An 18,031-nucleotide genomic window follows, 5' to 3' on the forward strand; every position below is an offset into this window, starting at 1 on the left:
GCCCTGTTCCTCTCACGGGACGCTCACGGGTCTCTCACGGGTGACGTGATGATCACGTCATCATCGCGGATACTGAAGATCACGGCCGGAGGTACGCCCCGCGACCCCGGCACTTGGGATGGACCGAATGGAATCCGTGGACCTCAACACCGCAGCCGACGCGTACGCCGCCACCCCCCTGCTGAACTGCCTGCTGCGGGAAGCGGCCGATCCCGCCGAGGAACTCTCCGCCGCGCCGGACGACGGCTGGTCGGTCCACCGGTTGCGCGGCAGCGGCCGGCTCCTGCGCGTCTGGGGCCCGCGCCGCCCGCTGCGCCCCGAGCTGCGCACGGCGGACGGCTGGCATCCGCTCAGCCACACCGAACTGGTCAAACTGACCGCCGACGAACTGCACCGGTACACGGGCATCCCGAACGACGATCTCCCGGTCGAGATCGCCGACAGCCGTGATGCCGTCGCCGCGCTGCTGGCCGCCCGCGCCGCGAACGAGCCCCCGCGGGACCCGTACGTCCTCTCCGAGCAGTCCCTCGTCATGGGACACCCGTACCACCCGGCCCCCAAGGCGCGGGGCGGCGCGCCCGCCGCGAGCTGGCTGCCGTACGCCCCGGAGGCGTACGCCCGCCACCCGCTGGTCTTCCTGGGGCTGCGGGAGGACCAGGTGACCGAGGAGGGCGGGCCGGCCGCCGCCGGCGCGATCGACGCGCTGGCCGGGCTGCTCGACGGGCCGCGCCCGCCGGCGGGATACCGGCTGCTTCCCGCGCATCCCTGGCAGCTGGAGCTGGTCGGCGGGTCGGCGGCCCTGCGCACGGCCTTCGCCGACGGGCGGCTGCTGCGCCTGGGCCCGGGCCGCCGTACGGTCTGGCCGACGGCGTCGATCCGCACGCTGTACGTGCCGGGGGAAGCGGACCTCTTCGTCAAGTTCAGCCTGGACGTCCGGATCACCAACGACGTGCGCCGGCTGTGGCGGCACGACCTGCTGAAACTGCGCCGTACGGACGCCGCGGTCGAGGCCGGATTCGCCGACCTGCGGCGCCGCGGGTCGAACGCGGTCTGGCTCGCCGACCGCGGCTACCGGACCGCGTCCTTCGCCTTCGAGGAACTCGCCGTCCTGGTCCGTGACGGATTCCACGCGCAGCTGGAGCCGGGGGCCGTGCCGCTCGCGTCCGCCGCGCTCGCGGAGGGGTTCGCCGGCAGTCCGCTGGCCGCGACGGCCGATCCGGCCGGCTGGTGGCGGGCGTACCTGCGCCATGTCGTACCGCCCGTACTGGACTTGTTCGCCCGGCACGGCGTCGTACTGGAGGCGCACCTGCAGAACACGCTTGTGGCGGTCGACGCCCAGGGCCTGCCGGTCCAGGCGCTGTTCCGGGACGCGGAGGGGGTGAAGCTGGTGCCGGAGACGGAGCGGGCGGCTGCCTGGCAGCGGCTGGTCTACTGCCTGGTCGTCAACCACCTGACAGAGGTGGCGGGGGCCCTCGCCGAGGCGCATCCGGACACGGCCGCCGGGGTGTGGCCGGCGGTGCGCGAGGAGTTCCTGCGCCACGACGCGGAGCACGGCCTGCCCGAGATCGCCGAGCTCCTCTCGGCACGCTCCCTCCCGGCCAAAACGAATCTGCTGCTCCGCTGGACCCGCGCCGACGGAGCCGCCGCCCGCTACATCCCCCTCCCGAACCCGCTGCGGGGCTGAGCCGTCACCCGGAACGGGACCCTCAGAAGCGCAGGGCCCATGAGTCGATGGAGCCGGTGTAGCCCGCGAAGGCGTCGTACACCCGCAGTTTCCAGACGCCGTTGGCGGTTTCCGACGAGGCGTCGATCGCGAACACCCCCCGCAGGTCGGCTTCTCCCCAGCCGGTGTAGCTGTCCTTGATCGGGTAGAGCGTGCCGTCGGGCGCGACCACATCGACCTGGAGGGTGCCGGAGTCCGGGTGCCTGATGTCGAGTTCCACGTCCAGCTGCGCGGGCGCGCGGCCAGGGATCCCACTGACCGTGACCGGGGATTCGACCGGCTCCAGGTCCTCGACCGGGTAGTCCGAGGCGTTCGCGAAGCGCGGCCCGGGCACCCGGTTGGGAGCCGTTCCCACGTACAGGATCCGGTCGGGCGAGCCCGGTCCGGCGTCGACCATCGAGCCGGTCGTGGCCGCCGCGGTCAGGGCGCCCGCGACCTGGGCGGGCGTGGCCGTACGGTGGTCGGCGAGGTAGAGCGCGGCCGCACCCGCCACGTGCGGGGAGGCCATCGAGGTGCCGGACATGGCGGTGCTCCAGTCGTCTCCCCAGAAGACCGCCGAGGTGATCGAGTCGCCCGGGGCGAACAGGTCCACCAGCGGGCCGTAGTTGGAGTACGAGGCGCGCGCGTCGCGGTCGTTGGTCGCCCCGACCGTGAGCGCCGCGGGCACCCGGGCGGGGGAGTGGGTGGAGGCGTCCGCGCTCTGGTTGCCCGCGGCCACCGCGTACGTGATGCCGGAGGCGATGGAGTTGCGTACGGCGGCGTCCAGCACGTCGTCGGGGTCGCCGCCCAGGCTCATGTTGGCGATGGCCGGCTTGACGGCGTTGCGGGTGACCCAGTCGATCCCGGCGACCACCTGCTCCGTGGTGCCCTCGCCCGACCAGTCGAGCACCCGGACGGACACGAGCTTCGCCTTCTTCGCGACGCCGTACGTGGTGCCCGCGAGGGTCCCGGCGACGTGCGTGCCGTGCCCGTGCAGGTCTTCGGCCTCGTAGTCGTCGTCGATGGCGTCGTACCCGTACGAGGCGCGCCCGCCGAAGTCCTGGTGGCTGATGTTGACGCCGGTGTCGATGACGTACGCGGTCACACCCTGCCCGGCCGAATCCGGAGAGGTGTAGCTCCCGTCGAGCGGGAGCCTGCGCCGGTCGATCCGGTCGACGCCCCAGGAGGGCGGCTCCGGCTGGGTGGCATCGAGCCGCAGCTTCCGGTTCTGCGCGACCTCGGCGACGGCGGGGTCCGCGGCGAGCCGGCGGGCCTGCCGCTCCGACAGTTCGACGGAGTAGCCGTTGAGGGCGGCGTCGTAGGTCCGGCGGATCGTGCCGCCGAAGCGCGTGACCACGGACCGGCCCTGTGCGGTACGGGCGCCGGCGCGGGCCGGGTTCAACAGGACGAGGTAGCTGCCGGCGACGGCTCCGGGCGCTCCGGCGTACCGGACGCTCCCCTCGGGCGGGCTCGCGGCCGAGGCCCCGGTGTCCGCGCCGAGGGCGAGAGCCGCGGCGAGGGCCAGGACGGCCCCGCACCGCCGCAGTCCCAACTGCCGTAATCCGTGTGACCCATGTAACCCGCGTGATCTGCGCAATCCGTGTGATCTGCGCAACCCCTGTGATCCGTGCCATGTCTTGAGCATTCGGGTCGAATCCCCCCTTGAGTCGTCCGCTCAGACTGGGGCGCCAAGGGGCCCCGCACAAGGCCGTGTACGGAGGAGGAACCGGACCCGCCGGTCGCGCGCACGTCCGCTTTCACGCGCTTGCACGCGCGCGTGCGCGTATAAGCGGACGGCCGCATTTCCGGCAATTCTTGACGTACAAGCTGAAAGAGACCACCATCTACGGCAGTCAAGGTCCCGCGCCGCAAGCCGACAAGCCCAAGGAGCGAACCCCATGCCCGCCTTTGCCCCGTCCTCCAGTTCCGAAACCGCCGCAGTCGTCCCCCGTCCGCGCCGCGACAGCCACGCCGCGCGGATCGCGGACCTGCCGCGGATCGAGGAGCCCAGGGAGGTGGCTCCCGCAGATGCGAGGGAGCTGTCACGGGTGTTCTTCCGGCGGCTGCGCGAACTGCCCGAGGGCACGCCGGAACACCAGTACGTCCGGAACGCGCTCATAGAGATGAACGCCTCACTCGTCCAGTACGCCGTCCGCCGTTTCCGCGGCCGGGGTGACGGAGGCGACATCGAGGACATCGTCCAGGTCGGCGCCATCGGCCTGATCAAGGCCATCGACCGGTTCGACCCGGCTCTCGAGAACGAATTCGCCACCCTCGCCATGCCGTACATCACAGGCGAGATCAAACGGCACTTCCGCGACACGTCCTGGGCGGTGCGCGTCCCGCGCCGGCTCCAGGAGCTGCGCATCGACATCGCCCAGGCGAAGGAGCAGCTGACCACCACCCTCGACCGCGCGCCGACGGTCGCCGACCTCGCCGGCCACCTCGACCTCACGGAGGAGGAGGTCATAGAGGGTCTCGTCGCGGCCAACGGCCACACCACCGGATCCCTGGACGCCCCGCACGCGGAGCGCGGCGACGGCTCGGCCGAGGGCCACACCCTCGCCGACGTCATGGGCGAGGAGGAGCCGGCCCTGGAGCGCGTCGAGGACATCCAGACCCTCGCGCCGCTGCTCGAACAGCTCTCGGACCGCGAACGCCGGATGCTGCGGATGCGCTTCGGCGAGGAGCTCACCCAGGCGCAGATCGGCGCCGCGCTCGGCATCTCGCAGATGCAGGTCTCGCGCCTGCTGACCCGTGTCCTCGCCCACCTGCGCGCCTCCATGCTGGAGGATCCGGACCCGGACACTCCCCAGGCCTGACCCGGACGCCCCGAGGTCCGGCCCGGACACCCCCGAGGCCCGACCCGGAAGCCCGCCGGGCCCTCCCCGGAGGGCGTCCGGCGTGAGGTGGGTCACCTCGGCGTTTACCCCGCAGGAGCCTGGGCACCCGCGGATCCGGAGCGGACCCTTCCGCCGGTCGTCACACGGCCGGCTCGGGTGCGGGCGGATCCCGTACCGCTCCACGGCCCGCGCCCGGCCCCAGTGGCCGGGCGCAGGCCGTTCCCGGTACGACCCGCGAGGTGTATGTGTCCACGCTCCAGGCCGAGCACGTCTACAAGGTGTTCGGAAGACGACCCGGCGACGCCGCAGCCTCGGTCCGCGCGCTCCGAGCCGGCGCAGGCCGCGACGAGCTGCGCGCCGACGGTACGACGGCCGCTGTGATCGACGCCTCATTCCGCGTCGAGCCCGGCGAGATATTCGTCGTCATGGGTCTGTCAGGGTCCGGCAAGTCCACGCTGCTGCGCATGCTGAACGGACTGCTCGAACCCACCGAGGGGCGCATCCTCTTCGACGGGCAGGACCTCACCTCCCTCTCCAGGCGTGAGCTGCGCCACGTCCGCTCCACCAAGATCAGCATGGTCTTCCAGCACTTCGCGCTCTTCCCGCACCGCAGCGTGCTCGAGAACGCCGCCTACGGGCTGGAGGTGCAGGGCGTCGCCCGCGACGAGCGCCTGCACCGCGCCGCCGAGGCCCTGGAGCTGTGCGGGCTCGCCGGCTGGGAGGCCTCCTGGCCCGACGAGCTGTCCGGCGGCATGCAGCAGCGTGTCGGCCTGGCCCGCGCCCTGGCCACGGACGCCGACCTGCTCCTGATGGACGAGTCCTTCAGCGCGCTGGACCCGCTGATCCGCCGCGACATGCAGGACCAGCTGCTGGAGCTCCAGCAGCGGCTCAAGAAGACCATCGTGTTCATCACGCACGACCTCAACGAGGCCATGCGCCTCGGCGACGGCATCGCCGTCATGCGCGACGGCCGCATCGTCCAGCAGGGCACCGCGGAGGACATCCTGACCCGCCCCGCCGACGACTACGTCGCCTCCTTCATCCAGGACGTCGACCGCTCGCGCGTGCTCACGGCCGACGCCGTGATGACCGAGCCCGTCGCCGGCGGCTGCGCCTGCGGCTGCCCCAGCGTCACCGCCGACACCCCGATCGCCGACCTGTGCGCCGTCAGCGCCCGTGTCCCGCACGCCGTCGCCGTCACCGACGGAGCCGGGGTCGTCGTGGGCTCCGTACCGCAGGACCGCCTGGTCGCCTTCATCGGCGACGAACAGCGCGCCCCGGTGCGCTGCGCGGAGGTGGCCGCCTGATGCCCCGCCTGCACCTCGGCGCCTGGGTCGACAGCGGTGTCGACTTCCTCCAGCGCCACCTGTCCTGGCTGTTCGACGCCATCAGCGCGCTCGTCACCGGCCTGTACGACGGCATCCACGCCGTGCTCGACGCGCCCGCCCCGCTGCTGTTCGCCGGCATCCTCGCCGTCGCCGCCTGGTGGCTGCGCGGGCTGCTCGCCGGGCTCCTGGCCTTCGCGGGCTTCGCACTCGTCGACTCCGTCGACCTGTGGTCCGACGCGATGTCCACGCTCTCGCTGGTCCTCGTCGCGACCCTCGTCACCCTCGTGATCGCGGTCCCGCTCGGGATCTGGGCTTCCCGGTCCGACCGGGTCAGCGCCGTCCTGCGGCCCGTCCTGGACTTCATGCAGACCATGCCGGCCATGGTCTACCTGATCCCCGGCATCATCTTCTTCGGCGTGGGCGTCGTGCCGGGCATCATCGCGACCATCATCTTCTCGCTGCCGCCCGGCGTACGGATGACCGAGCTCGGCATCCGCCAGGTCGACGCGGAACTCGTCGAGGCCGCCGACGCCTTCGGGACCACCCCGCGCGACACCCTCGTACGCGTCCAGCTGCCGCTGGCCCTGCCCACCATCATGGCGGGCATCAACCAGGTCATCATGCTGGGCCTGTCCATGGTCGTCATCGCCGGCATGGTCGGCGGCGGCGGGCTCGGCGGCGCCGTCTACCGGGCCATCGGCAACGTCGACATCGGCCTCGGCTTCGAGGCGGGCATCTCCATCGTCATCCTCGCCATGTACCTGGACCGGATGACCGGGGCGCTCGGCCGCCAGGTCTCCCCGATCGGCCGGCGCACCCTCGCCAAGGCGCAGGCCGCCGCGAGCGGCGCCGCCAAGCTGTGGAACCACCGCCCCCAGCCCGCCTACGCCGTCACCGGCGCCGTGGTGCTCGCCCTCGTCGCCGGCGGCCTGAACACCTTCGGAGGCTCCGGTCAGCCGGCCGCCGCCGGGGCCGACGCCATCGGCAAGGGCCGCAAGATCAGCATCGGCTACATCCCCTGGGACGAGGGCATCGCCTCGACCTACCTGTGGAAGGAGCTCCTGGAGCGCCGCGGTTTCGAGGTGGAGGCGAAGCAGTTGGAGCTCGGCGCGCTGTTCACCGGGCTCGCGGGCGGCCAGGTCGACTTCCAGACCGACGCCTGGCTGCCGGTCACGCAGGCCCAGTACTGGGAGAAGTACGGGAACAAGCTGGACGACCTGGGATCCTGGTACGGGCCCACCTCCATCGAGCTGTCCGTCCCCTCCTACATGAAGGACGTGACCTCCCTCGCCGACCTCAAGGGCAAGGGCGCCGAGTTCAAGGGCCGGATCATCGGCATCGAACCGAGCGCCGGAGCGATGGGGATCCTGAAGGGCAAACTGCTCAAGGAGTACGGCCTGGACGGCGAGTACCAGGTCGTCGACGGTTCGACCCCCGGCATGCTCGCCGAGTTGAAGCGGGCCTACGAGAAGCACGAGCCGGTGGCGGTCGTGCTCTGGTCGCCGCACTGGGCGTACGCCTCGTACGACCTGAAGAAGCTCGAGGACCCCAAGGGGGCCTGGGGCAAGGGCGACGGCATCCACACCCTGGCCCGCAAGGGCTTCGCGGCGGACGAGCCCGAAGTGGCCTCCTGGCTGCGCTCGTTCAAGCTGACCGAGGCCCAGCTGACCGGCCTGGAGGCGAAGATCCAGGAGGCGGGCAAGGGCAAGGAGCAGCAGGCCGTCCGCGACTGGCTGAAGGAGCACCCGGAGGTCGCGAAGGCCGCGTGACCGCCGCACGGCGATGAAGACGCCGGCGGCCGGTGGAGCGTCTCCTCCACCGACCGCCGGCGTCTTCGTCCGCCCGGGCCGACGGTACGGCCGGTCCGCACCGGGAACGCACCCCTGACCAGCCGGGATCCTGGAGGATCGGCCCGTGTCCCGGAGGGGCGGGCCATGGCACAGTCCTTGGGACAGCACTGCCGGACCAGGGAGCCCCCATGCGCGATCCGCACCCCGTGACCCGGCTCGCGGCCGCCCCCGAGGCTCCTCCGGCCGAGCCGGGCCCGCTCCCGCGCTGCCCGGTGTGCGCGAGCGCACCGGAGCGGATCTCCTGGCGTCAGTGCCCGGGCCGGCCGGTGCTGCTGGTCTTCGACCCCTGCGGCCACCGGTACGCCTCGCCGGCCCCGCCGATCCTGACCGTCACCCCGGCGCCGCGGACGCCCGTACCAGTGGGGCGGCCGGGGACGCCGGTACCGCTCAGCAGCTGAGGAACGCGGCGATCCGCTCGGCGAACGCCTCCTCGCCGAGGATCTCGATGCCCGCCTCCCCGGCCTCGGTCACCTTGCCGGCCGCCTCGGCCCCCGCCACGAGCAGCGTCGTCCGCCCCGATATGCCGCTCGCGGACCTCCCGCCCCCGCCCGATGAGCCCGCGGACCCGGCCGCGCCGGGAGGCACCCTCTAGGTGGCGGTGAAGAACCGCCACTGCTGGCTGTTGTTGTCCTGGTTCCGGCAGGTCCACTGGTGGATCTGCGCCCCGTCGTTCAGCGAGGGGCCCTCGACGTCCGCGCACTTCCCGCTGTACGCACTCACCAGCTTGAAGTATTCGGTGGTCGTGTACTGGAGCTCCCACTTCTGGCTGCCGTAGCCCGAGCAGGTCCACTGGTGGAGGTGGGCTCCGTCGGCGTACGAAGGGCCCTGGATGTCCAGGCACTTGCCGCTGTTCTGGTTGACGACGTTCCAGTACCCGTCCGCCGTGCGGCGGAACGTCCACTTCTGGTTCGAGTCGTTGTCCAGCCTGCAGCTCCACTGGTGGACGTTGCCCCCGTCGTCCTTGGACCACGCCTCGACATCGGCGCACTTCGACGAGTTCCTGTTCACGAGCTTGGTGGGGCCGCCCGGCGGCAGCGCCGCAGCCTGCGCCCCGTGGGCCGGAACGGAGGTCATGAGCAGGGGCAGGACGGCCACGGCGAGTGCGGCCAGGGCCTGATGCTTCAGATTCATGGTCACGGCACGGGTTTGTACCGGTCCGGCTCGTCCCGCCGGAAGGCCATCCGCCCCGCGATCACCCGATCGGGCGGCCCGGTTCACCGCAGAAACGACACGCCGCCCCTGGCGCAGGATGCAACTGACGGATGCTCAAAGATGCTTGATGGGAGACGATTTCGAGCAGCATCCTTCAAGTGATCTCCGTGGGCCGCTATCTTGCCAGGCGCATGCCAAAGCGGTGTGTCCGTAATCCGGACCGCACGAGGAGCTGCCCCATGAGACTCATCCGCATCCCCAGGCGCACGCACAGCCGCATCCCCACCCGCACGCACAAGAAGGCCAAGCGACAGCGGGCACCCCTGGCCGCGCTGCTCGCAGCGGCCCTCGCCGTCGCCGGCCTGGCCGCCGCCGGCCCGATGACCTCACCGGCCGCCGCCGCACCGGCCCCCGCCACGGCGGGCAACGCCACCGGCCTCACCCGGTCCGGGAACACCTTCACCGTCAGCACCTCCGCCGGGGCGAAGGCCCGCGTCGTCATCGCCCGCGCCGACATCTTCCGGCTCTGGCTCTCGCCCGACGGCGCCTTCACCAACGACCCGGCCGGCTCCGACCTCGCCCCGACCACCGATTTCGGCCCGGTCGACGCCTCCTTCAGCGACGCGGGCGCGTACTACCGCATCACCACCGGCGCCCTGAACATCCGCGTCAACAAGACGCCCCTGCAGTTCTCCGTCTACCGCGCCGACAACGCCACCCTGGTCTGGCAGGAGACCCAGCCCACCTCCTGGACGGCCGCCCAGACCACCCAGTACCTGGCCCGCGGCGCCGACGAGCAGTTCTACGGAACCGGCCTGCGCCTCGGGGAATGGGCGCTGCGCGGCAAGACCGTCCCCGTGGCCGTCGACAACAAGTGGCGGGAGAACAACAACGCCAGCCCGGCCCCCTTCTACATGTCCACCAACGGCTACGGCGTCATGCGCAACACCTGGGCCCCCGGCTCGTACGGTTTCAACGCCCCCACCACCCTCACCCACGACGAGAAGCGCTTCGACGCCTGGTACTTCACCGGTGATTCGCTGAAATCCGTCCTCGACGGCTATACCGATGTGAGCGGCAAGCCGTTCATGGCGCCCATGTGGGGCCTGGAACTGGGCAACGCCGACTGTTTCAACGCCTCCAACCCCGCATACCAGGGCGACCACAACCGCCTGCGCCACCAGACCACCCCCGACGTGGGCGGATACGCCTCCGACGCCCGCGCCGCAGACATGCCCTCGGGCTGGTTCCTCCCCAACGACGGCTACGGCTGCGGCTACACCGCGCCGCTCAAATCGACCGTCGACGCCCTGAAGGCCAAGGGCTTCCAGACCGGACTGTGGACCTCCACCGGCCTCGGCTCGATTGCCGACGAAGTCGCCGCGGCCGGGACCCGGGGCGTGAAGACGGACGTCGCGTGGATCGGCGGCGGCTACAAGAGCGCCTTCAGCGGTGTCCAGCAGGCCGTCGACGGCATCGAGAAGAACTCCGACGCCCGCCGCTACGTCTGGACCGTCGACGGCTGGGCCGGTACCCAGCGCAACGCCGTCGTGTGGACCGGAGACACCAACGGCACCTGGGACGACATGCGCTGGCACGTCCCCGCCGTCACCGGTGCGGGCCTGTCCGCCCTCAACTACGCCTCCGGCGACGTCGACGGCATCTTCGGCGGCAGCCCCAAGACCTACGCCCGCGACCTCCAGTGGAAGGCCTTCACCCCCGCCTTCATGACCATGTCGGGCTGGGGCGCGACCAACCCGGCCGCCGGCTACCAGGACAAGCAGCCCTGGCGGTTCGCCGAGCCGTACCTCTCCATCAACCGCAAGTACCTCCAGCTCAAGATGCGGCTGATGCCGTACCTGTACACCATGAGCCGCACCGCGCACGAGAGCGGTGTGCCGAGCACCCGCGCCATGGTCCTGGAGTACCCGGACGACCCGGTGGCCCGCGGCAACCTCACGAGCGGCCAGTTCATGGCCGGTGATTCCTTCCTCGTCGCGCCGGTGGTCTCCGACACCTCCGTCCGCGACGGCATCTACCTGCCCGCCGGGACCTGGACGGACTACTGGAGCGGGAAGACGTACGCGGGACCTGGCTGGCTGAACAACTACCAGGCACCGCTCGACACCCTGCCGCTGTTCGTCAAGGGCGGCGCGATCGTTCCGATGTGGCCGCAGATGAACTACACGGGGGAGAAGCCCGTCTCCACCCTCACCTACGACATCCACCCGCGCGGGAACTCCTCCTTCAGCCTCTACGAGGACGACGGTCTCACCCGCGCCTACCAGTCCGGCGCGTACGCCCGCCAGCAGGTGGACGTCACGGCTCCGGCCGCGGGCTCCGGCACGGTCACCGTCTCCGTCGGCGCCCCCACCGGCAGCTACACCGGCAAACCGGCATCCCGGGGCTACGAGTTCAGCCTCCACGTGGCCTCCGCGCCGGGCGCGGTCGCCGCGGACGGCGCCGCCCTGGCCCGCCAGACCTCCAAGGCCGCGTACGACGCGGCCGCGTCCGGCTGGTTCTTCGACCCGGCCGACCGCGGCGGCATCCTGTGGGTCAAGGCCGGTACGAAGCCGGGCGCCTTCGGCATCACGGTCACCGGGACCTCCGTCCCGCCGGCCGACCCGATCCCGGCGACCTCCGCCCCCGTCCCGCAGTCGGGGTGGACCCTGGTCTCCGCCGACAGCCAGGAGACCGCGGCCGAGAACGGCGCGGCCAAGAACGCCTTCGACGGCAACCCGGCCACGCTCTGGCACACCGCCTGGTCCTCGGGCACCCCGGCCGCGCTGCCGCACGAGATCCGCATCGACCTCGGCGCCCGCTACGCGGTCGACGGCCTCGGGTACCTGCCCCGCCAGGACGGCGGCGTCAACGGCCGGATCGGCGGCTACGAGGTGTACGTCTCCGACAGCACCACCGACTGGGGCCAACCGGTGGCGACCGGTACCTTCGCCGACACCGCCGCCGCCAAGTCCGTCTCCCTGTCCGCGAAGACGGGCCGCTACCTGCGCCTGCGGTCCCTGACCGAGGCCGGCGGCCGCGGCCCCTGGACCAGCGCCGCCGAGATCAGCCTGACCGGGCGGGCCGCCCCGCTGCCGGCCGACGCCACCCTCGTCCACGCGGCTTCCGCCCGCTGCGCGGACCTGCCGTACAGCGCCACCGCGCCGGGCACCGAACCCACCCTGTACGCCTGCCACGGCGGCCCCAACCAGCGGTGGAGCCTGACGGCCGACGGCCGGGTCGCCGGCCTGGGCGGGGTCTGCCTCGACGGTACGAGCGCCACCTCGGTCACCGTCCAGACGTGCGGCGCGGCCGCCGGCCAGACCTGGCAGCCGGGGCCGGACGGCAGTCTCCGTACGCTCGGCCAGTGCCTGGCCCCGGTCGGCGCGGGCACGGGGAACGGCACCAAGCTCACCCGCGCGGCCTGCGACGGCGGTCCCGCGCAACGCTGGACCTTCACGCCCTGACGAAACCGTTCGTCAGGGCGCGCCGTCGCCGAGCACGGCCTGGCACTCCCGCCAGGCCGGCTCGGTCAGCAGCCCCCGTAGCCGGGTGAACAGGGCGAGGAGGCCCGGCCCGTGGGCCGCGCGGAACGCCGGGTCGATCCGGGCGAGGTCCAGCTCGTTCGCCGCGGACAGTTCGGCGAAGTCCCGCCGGGACTGCCGGTCGGGGGAGTGGACGTGGCCGGTGAACCGGTCGCGGAACGCCGGCGCCACCGACGGCACCGCCTCGTTGTCGGCGGCGTCGGCGTCGGCGTGGGCTGCGGCGTTGACGTCGGCGTCGGCGTCTGCGGCGCGGGGGACGTCGGAGGCGAGCGTCGGACAGGAGGCCGCGCGGTCGCAACCGGCGTAGAAGTAGACGATCTCCTCGGCCTCGGCCCCGATCACCGCGGCCAGTTCGGCCCGCCGGCCCACCGGCAGCAGGGCGGTGGCGAAGCCGTCCGTCCCGTAGAACGCGTGGCACAGGCCCGCGAGCCGGAGCGCCGGCCGGGCTCCCCACGCCCCGAGCCGTGCGTGGACGCGTTCCAGATGCGCGAGCAGGGTGCCACCGGGGTGGTCCAGCTGCCCGGCGCCGAGCTCGCGCAGCAGCGCGAGGGCGCGCGCCTCCCGGCGCTCGTCCGGTGTCGGTGTCGGTGCCGGCATGGGCGTGGTCCTCTCCCGCGTGCCTCGGTCGGGTGGGTGGGTCGACACCCGTCCCCGCCCGCGCCGGGGTCCGGACCGTGGCGCGAGCGGGGACGGGTTGCCGCCCGGGGCCCTGAAGGGATCGTTGTCCACCCGCAGATGCAAGTCAATCCTCTGATTCCCTATCAAGTCCCAAGCCAGAACTTGGAGTAGCGTGGATCCCGTGACCCTCGACGATCTCCGCGTCTTCGTGGCCGTCTGCCGGGCCGGCAGTCTCAGTGCCGTCGCCCGCGACCTCGGCTGTACGCAGTCGGCCGTCAGCCAGCACGTCCGCCGCCTGGAAAAGCAGACCGGCGCCGAGCTGCTGGAGCGGCACGCCCGCGGCGTCGTCCCCACCGAGGCCGGGCGCATCCTCCAGACGGCCGCGGCCGACAGCATCGCCGGGCTCGACGGAGCCCTGCGGCGCCTCGACGAACTCGTCCGCGGGGACAGCGGATCGGTGCGCATCACCACGGGGGCGACGACCGTACGGCATTTCATGTCCGAGGCCGTCGTCGGCTTCCGGCGCCGCCACCCGCGGGTCAGCCTGGAGTTCCAGACCGAGAACTCCAGCCGCAGCTGCTTCGACGCGCTCGCCGCCGACGACCTGGACCTCGCCTGGATCACCATCGGCCGGCCCGTGCGCGGCATCGAGCAGCGGCCGGTGATGGAGCTCCCCTGGGTGCTCGCCGTCTGCGCCGACGATCCCCTCGCCGCCCGGCCCCGCGTCGAGCCCGCCGACCTCACCGGCATCCGCCACATCCGGCTCCCGGAGAACTCCGCCTCCCGCGCCCACCTCGATGCCGCCTTCGCGCAATCCGGCATCCGGATACGGTCCGACACCAGCGTGGCCGACTGGGACACCGCCCTGCTGCTGGCCGAACTGGGCCTCGGCCACGCCCTCGTGCCCGCCCTGCCCGGCTGGCGGGTCCCCGGATCAGAGGGCCCGCTGCGCCTCGTCCCGGTCCCGGCCCTGCCGCCGCTCCCGGTCGGCTGGGCGGTCCGCCGCTGGGCGGCCCTGTCCCCGCTGGCCCGCGTCTTCGCCGACGACGTGGCCCGCAGCTGCACGGCGCGCGCCGCGCGGCAGCAGTGACGCCGGCAGCAGTCCCACGGCCGCCAGCGCCGCCAGGGCGAACAGCGCGGTCGGCGCGGCGCCGGCGCCCGCGCCCCCGCCCGCAGCGACGGCGATGCCCAGGGTCGGACCGATGTTCATCGCCGTCTGCTTGAGCCCGCCGACGACCCCCGCGTACCCGGCCGGTGCGTCGCCGACCACCGTGCCGGTGGCCGTCACCATGACCGCGGCGAACCCGGCGCCGAGCACCGCGAAGGCCGCCATGACCACCGGGACGCCCGCCCCCGCGCCCAGCCCGCCGACCCCGAGGACGACCAGGCCCGTACCGGCGAGCGCGGTCCGGCGCGGCCCGTACCGGCGCAGCGCGAGGCCCGCCAGCGGTGCGCCGGCGACCATGCAGCCGGTCAGCGGGAGCACCAGCAGGCCGGTGGCGAGCGGGTCGAGTCCCCGTACGTCCTGGAGCAGGAAGGTTGCCGCGAACAGCGCCCCGAACATGCCGGCGGAGACGGCCAGCAGCAGCGCCATCGAGGCCGCGACCGGCCGGGACCGCGCCACGGCGGCCGGTACGAGGGGCTGCGCGGCCCGCCGTTCGTACCGTACGAGCACCGCCGCCAGGGCGGCGGCCGCGCAGAGCCCGAGCAGGGTCGGCGGCGCGGCCCAGCCGTGGGCGGGTACGCCGGCCAGCGTGTGGACGAGCACGGCGAGGGCCGCGGCCAGCAGCGCCGCACCGGTCAGCGAGGGCCTGCCGGACCCGCGCCCGTCGGACCTGCCCCCCTCCGGTCCGGCTCCCCCGGATCCGGCCCGGTCCGGCGCTGGCACGCGTACGGCGAGGGCGAGCGCGGCGATCGTGAGGGCGATCGGCACGTTCAGCACGAACACGGAACGCCAGCCCGACTGCGCGACCAGCACGCCCCCGAGCAGCGGACCGGCCGCGGCGGCCGCGCCGATGGCACTGGTCCGGACCGCCACCGGGGTGGAGAGCCGGTCGGGCGGGTAGGCGAGGCGCAGCAGCGCGAGGGTGGCCGGTTGCAGCAGGGCCCCGAAGGCCCCCTGGGCGGCGCGCAGGGCGATGACCCAGCCGACCCCGGGCGCGAGCGCGACCCCGGCGGAGGTCGCGGCGAAGCCGAGCACGCCGATGAGGAGCAGCCGCGTATGTCCGTACCGGTCGCCGAGGCGGCCGGCGATGACGAGGAGGGCGGCCACGGCGAGGAGGTAGGCGGTGCTGGTCCACTGGACCTGGGCCACGCTCGCCCCGAGGTCGTGGCGCAGGCTGGGCTGAGCCACGCTGAGGACGGTGCCGTCGAGGGCGACGAGCATCGCGCCGCCGACGCTGACGAGCAGCGCGATCCGCTGCCTCGGGCGGGTCGTCATGCGCGGTCCTGCCCGAGGTGGGCGTCGAGGGCGGCGTCGACGAGCCGTTCGACGCCGACCCGGGGGTCGGCGGCGTCGCCGAGGGCCAGGGGCAGGCTGCCCCAGGCCCACAGCTGGGCCACGCCGTGCAGGTTGGCCCACAGGGCGGCGGCGGTCACCTCGGGATCGCCGTCGGTCCGGCAGCCGGAGACGAGCCCGACGAGGAGGCGGAAGAGCGGGATCGTGGAGTCGCGCAGTCGCGGCGACTGCTGCCCGGCGGTTTCTTCCCCGGCGGCTTCCTCCCCGGCGGTCTCCTGTCCCTCGCTGTCGAGCAGGTCGTGGCGGAACATCAGCTCGAACATCCCGCGGTGCTCCAGCGCGTAGCCGACGTACGCGCACCCGAGTGCCCGCACCTGCTCGCGCGGTGAGGACGCGTGAGCGGTCGCCGCCGCGAACCGGCCGCCGAGGTCGGCGAATCCGCGCCCGGCGATCGCCGAGAGCAGGGAGTGGTGGGTGGGGAAGTGGCGCCGGGGCGCGCCGTGCGACACCCCGGCGCGGCGGGCGATCTCCCGCAGGCCGAGGGCGGCGGTGCCCTCGGTCAGTACGAGGTCGACGCCGACGTCGATCAGACGTTCCCGGAGCGGGCTGTGCGAATCCATGGACAGTGTCTACCAGCAGGGCGTAGACGCTGTCTACCCGATGTGGCCGGACTGGACCCTACGGCGCGGGGCCGGGAGTGCGGGTGCTAAGCGCTCGCGCTCTCCCGGGTGTTCCGGATCGCCCGCACCAGTCCGGCGACGAGGTTCGCCCGCTCGGCCATGGCGTCGACCACCAGGTACTCGTGGTCGGCGTGGGCACCGCCGCCGACCGCACCGAGGCCGTCGAGGGTCGGTACTCCCACCGCCGCCGTGAAGTTGCCGTCGCTGCCGCCGCCGACCGACCGGCCTTCGAGGCCGGGGAGCAGTCGCTGGGCCACCGCGAAGAGATCGGCCGACGCCGACTCCGGCATCGGGGGCCGGCCGATGGACCCGTGGACCGAGATCTCCGCGTCTTCGAGGTGCGGGGCGAGCGCCGCGAACGCGGACTCGATGCGCGCCTGTTCGCGCGCCGATTCCACCCGCACGTCGGCGGTGACGGTCGCCTCGGCGGGGACGACGTTGTCCACCCCGCCCGCGGACGCGACGGTCGGGGTGACGGTCGTGCCGATCTCGGGCCGGCCGAGTGCGGCGATGTCCAGTACGAGGTGTGCCGCCTCGATCAGCGCGTTGACCCCGGCCTCGGGTTCGAGGCCGGCGTGCGAGGCCCGGCCCGCGACGGAGACGTGGAACGAGCCGCAGCCCTTGCGCCCGGTCTTCAGGGCTCCGCCGTCGGCGGCTCCCTCGAACACCAGCACCGCGCCGCAGGCGAGGGCGCGTTCCTCGATGAGGGTCCGGGAGGAGGGGGAGCCGATCTCCTCGTCGGCCGTGACCAGGATCTCGACGCCCGAGAGGTCGTCGAGCAGCGCGAGCCCGTGGATGGCCTGCACCAAGCCGCCGAGCATGTCGAAGACGCCGGGACCGGTCGCGCGCCCGTCCTCGACCGCGAAGGGGCGGCGTTCGAGGGTTCCGAGCGGGAACACCGTGTCGTGGTGGCCGAGGATCAGTACCCGGGGCTCGCCACCGCCCGACCAGTGGACGTGCGGTCCGGTCTCGCTCTCGATGAGGACGGCCTCCCCGCCGAGGCGGTTCTCGATGACGGCGGCGACGGTTTTGGCCGATACCCCCAGCGCGTCGAGGTCCCGCGAGGGGGACTCGATCTCGACGAGTGTCCTGAGGTCCTCGATCATCGCATCCACACTCACATGGACGGCCGCTCGCATCGTCATGGCGCAAGGGTAGCCGCAGCGCCACGCCGTGCAGTCGGGGGGAAGGGTGGCCGAACCCGGCGTGACCGGGACGAATGGGGCGCCGGAGGGGATGATGGAGGGGAGGAGGTGTACGGGCCATGGCGGAGCATGACGGCGGCCCTTCGGCGGCGAACCTGGAGGAAGGCAAGCTGCTCAAGGAGCTGGAGGCCATCCACCGGACCCGCCACGAGACCCTGCTGTACGGGTCGGACGAGGCGCTGGTCACCCACACGCAGCGGATGAACGAGCTGGAGCACGAGTACGTACGCCGGCACCCCCAGCGCGCCCAGACGCCGGGGCGGACCCGGTCGGGTGCGCGCGCCCGGAGCGGCGAGGACTGAGGGGCGCGCGAGCCGTACGGGCCGGCCCTGTGAGCCTCATTTCTTGGCGTGCTCGCCCAGGTAGAACAGCAGCCAGACGAACCCGGCGAACACGTGCGTCCCGAAGATGTAGAAGAACGCGCGCAGGGCGACGCCCTTCTCCTTCCACTTCTCGCGCTGCGCCGCCGCTGCGGCGGGATCCTCGGTCTGGTCCGGCACGGCGGATCTCCGTTTCGAGTGCGGGCGGGCGGGCGGGCGGGTGGGCGTCGAGGAGCGAGAGGAGGTCCACGGTGACGATCTGGACGTCCCCCGCGAGGAACGGGAGGCCCTCTTTAACGATCGTGATGTCCACCGGGATCACCTCCAGGC

The 18,031-nt window shown here is 72.9% G+C and carries 14 protein-coding genes and 1 pseudogene; 8 read left to right on the forward strand and 7 right to left on the reverse strand.

Annotated elements, in window-relative coordinates; translation table 11 throughout:
* Positions 1-118: 118 nt before the first annotated feature.
* Entirely contained in the window at positions 119-1,684 is a 1,566-nt protein-coding gene (locus ADK52_RS26650) for an IucA/IucC family protein (protein ID WP_053692361.1), read from the forward strand.
* 22 nt (positions 1,685-1,706) lie between these two features.
* Here ADK52_RS26650 and ADK52_RS26655 read toward each other — a convergent pair whose 3' ends face one another.
* A complete protein-coding gene (locus ADK52_RS26655) occupies positions 1,707-3,254 on the reverse strand; it encodes a S8 family peptidase (protein ID WP_053692362.1) in 1,548 nt (515 codons plus the stop codon).
* Positions 3,255-3,600: 346 nt separating this feature from the next.
* Between ADK52_RS26655 and ADK52_RS26660 the strand changes: the two genes are divergently transcribed.
* The 4 genes from ADK52_RS26660 (at position 3,601) to ADK52_RS26675 (ending at position 8,121) form a co-directional block, all read left to right on the forward strand.
* Positions 3,601-4,524 (forward strand): SigB/SigF/SigG family RNA polymerase sigma factor, encoded by a 924-nt coding sequence (locus ADK52_RS26660; protein ID WP_053692363.1) that lies wholly within the window; start codon positions 3,601-3,603, stop codon positions 4,522-4,524.
* 266 nt (positions 4,525-4,790) lie between these two features.
* Entirely contained in the window at positions 4,791-5,852 is a 1,062-nt protein-coding gene (locus ADK52_RS26665) for a quaternary amine ABC transporter ATP-binding protein (RefSeq protein ID WP_053692364.1), read from the forward strand.
* Positions 5,852-7,642 (forward strand): ABC transporter permease/substrate binding protein, encoded by a 1,791-nt coding sequence (locus tag ADK52_RS26670; RefSeq protein WP_053692365.1) that lies wholly within the window; start codon positions 5,852-5,854, stop codon positions 7,640-7,642. The genes ADK52_RS26665 and ADK52_RS26670 overlap by 1 nt, the downstream gene beginning before the upstream one ends.
* A 209-nt stretch (positions 7,643-7,851) precedes the next feature.
* Positions 7,852-8,121 (forward strand): hypothetical protein, encoded by a 270-nt coding sequence (locus tag ADK52_RS26675; protein ID WP_053692366.1) that lies wholly within the window; start codon positions 7,852-7,854, stop codon positions 8,119-8,121.
* A 190-nt stretch (positions 8,122-8,311) separates the two neighbouring features.
* Here the strand turns inward: ADK52_RS26675 and ADK52_RS26680 are convergent, their stop codons facing one another.
* A complete protein-coding gene (locus ADK52_RS26680; RefSeq protein WP_053692367.1) occupies positions 8,312-8,854 on the reverse strand; it encodes an RICIN domain-containing protein in 543 nt (180 codons plus the stop codon).
* A 260-nt stretch (positions 8,855-9,114) separates the two neighbouring features.
* Here ADK52_RS26680 and ADK52_RS26685 point away from each other — a divergent pair, with 260 nt between their 5' ends.
* Complete coding sequence (locus ADK52_RS26685; RefSeq protein WP_078988616.1) at positions 9,115-12,342, forward strand: TIM-barrel domain-containing protein; 3,228 nt, start codon at positions 9,115-9,117, stop codon at positions 12,340-12,342.
* Between the two features lie 12 nt (positions 12,343-12,354).
* Here the strand turns inward: ADK52_RS26685 and ADK52_RS26690 are convergent, their stop codons facing one another.
* Entirely contained in the window at positions 12,355-13,017 is a 663-nt protein-coding gene (locus ADK52_RS26690) for a DUF6817 domain-containing protein (protein ID WP_053692368.1), read from the reverse strand.
* Positions 13,018-13,219: 202 nt separating this feature from the next.
* Between ADK52_RS26690 and ADK52_RS26695 the strand changes: the two genes are divergently transcribed.
* Entirely contained in the window at positions 13,220-14,128 is a 909-nt protein-coding gene (locus tag ADK52_RS26695) for a LysR family transcriptional regulator (protein ID WP_053692369.1), read from the forward strand.
* On the opposite strand, the pseudogene ADK52_RS40510 reads toward ADK52_RS26695, so the two are convergent.
* From ADK52_RS40510 to ADK52_RS26710, 3 genes and pseudogenes are all read right to left on the reverse strand, one after another.
* Positions 14,063-15,478: pseudogene (locus ADK52_RS40510) on the reverse strand (MFS transporter); the annotation flags it as partial. The gene ADK52_RS26695 and the pseudogene ADK52_RS40510 sit on opposite strands and share 66 nt — an antisense overlap.
* Entirely contained in the window at positions 15,475-16,116 is a 642-nt protein-coding gene (locus tag ADK52_RS26705) for a TetR/AcrR family transcriptional regulator (protein ID WP_053692370.1), read from the reverse strand. The pseudogene ADK52_RS40510 and the gene ADK52_RS26705, both read right to left, overlap by 4 nt.
* Positions 16,117-16,202: 86 nt before the next feature.
* Positions 16,203-17,321 (reverse strand): M20 family metallopeptidase, encoded by a 1,119-nt coding sequence (locus ADK52_RS26710; protein ID WP_053692371.1) that lies wholly within the window; start codon positions 17,319-17,321, stop codon positions 16,203-16,205.
* 119 nt (positions 17,322-17,440) lie between these two features.
* Here ADK52_RS26710 and ADK52_RS26715 point away from each other — a divergent pair, with 119 nt between their 5' ends.
* On the forward strand, positions 17,441-17,683 hold the full coding sequence (locus ADK52_RS26715) for a DUF6158 family protein (protein WP_053692372.1): 243 nt from the start codon (positions 17,441-17,443) through the stop codon (positions 17,681-17,683).
* Positions 17,684-17,719: 36 nt separating this feature from the next.
* Here ADK52_RS26715 and ADK52_RS43100 read toward each other — a convergent pair whose 3' ends face one another.
* The gene (locus ADK52_RS43100) at positions 17,720-17,881 is read right to left on the reverse strand and encodes a DUF6126 family protein (RefSeq protein ID WP_182508482.1); all 162 of its coding nucleotides are present in this window, start codon (positions 17,879-17,881) and stop codon (positions 17,720-17,722) included.
* Positions 17,882-18,031 lie beyond the last annotated feature (150 nt).

This window comes from Streptomyces sp. WM6372 (assembly GCF_001279655.1).
Classification (GTDB): domain Bacteria; phylum Actinomycetota; class Actinomycetes; order Streptomycetales; family Streptomycetaceae; genus Streptomyces.

Bases quoted from the DNA above. Each gene is read 5' to 3' on its own strand.
- ADK52_RS26650 (WP_053692361.1), top strand. From the start codon at position 119: ATGGACCGAATGGAATCCGTGGACCTCAACACCGCAGCCGACGCGTAC.
- ADK52_RS26660 (WP_053692363.1), top strand. From the start codon at position 3,601: ATGCCCGCCTTTGCCCCGTCCTCCAGTTCCGAAACCGCCGCAGTCGTC.
- ADK52_RS26670 (WP_053692365.1), top strand. From the start codon at position 5,852: ATGCCCCGCCTGCACCTCGGCGCCTGGGTCGACAGCGGTGTCGACTTC.
- ADK52_RS26675 (WP_053692366.1), top strand. From the start codon at position 7,852: ATGCGCGATCCGCACCCCGTGACCCGGCTCGCGGCCGCCCCCGAGGCT.
- ADK52_RS26680 (WP_053692367.1), bottom strand. From the start codon at position 8,854: ATGAATCTGAAGCATCAGGCCCTGGCCGCACTCGCCGTGGCCGTCCTG.
- ADK52_RS26685 (WP_078988616.1), top strand. From the start codon at position 9,115: ATGAGACTCATCCGCATCCCCAGGCGCACGCACAGCCGCATCCCCACC.
- ADK52_RS26690 (WP_053692368.1), bottom strand. From the start codon at position 13,017: ATGCCGGCACCGACACCGACACCGGACGAGCGCCGGGAGGCGCGCGCC.
- ADK52_RS26705 (WP_053692370.1), bottom strand. From the start codon at position 16,116: ATGGATTCGCACAGCCCGCTCCGGGAACGTCTGATCGACGTCGGCGTC.
- ADK52_RS26710 (WP_053692371.1), bottom strand. From the start codon at position 17,321: ATGACGATGCGAGCGGCCGTCCATGTGAGTGTGGATGCGATGATCGAG.
- ADK52_RS26715 (WP_053692372.1), top strand. From the start codon at position 17,441: ATGGCGGAGCATGACGGCGGCCCTTCGGCGGCGAACCTGGAGGAAGGC.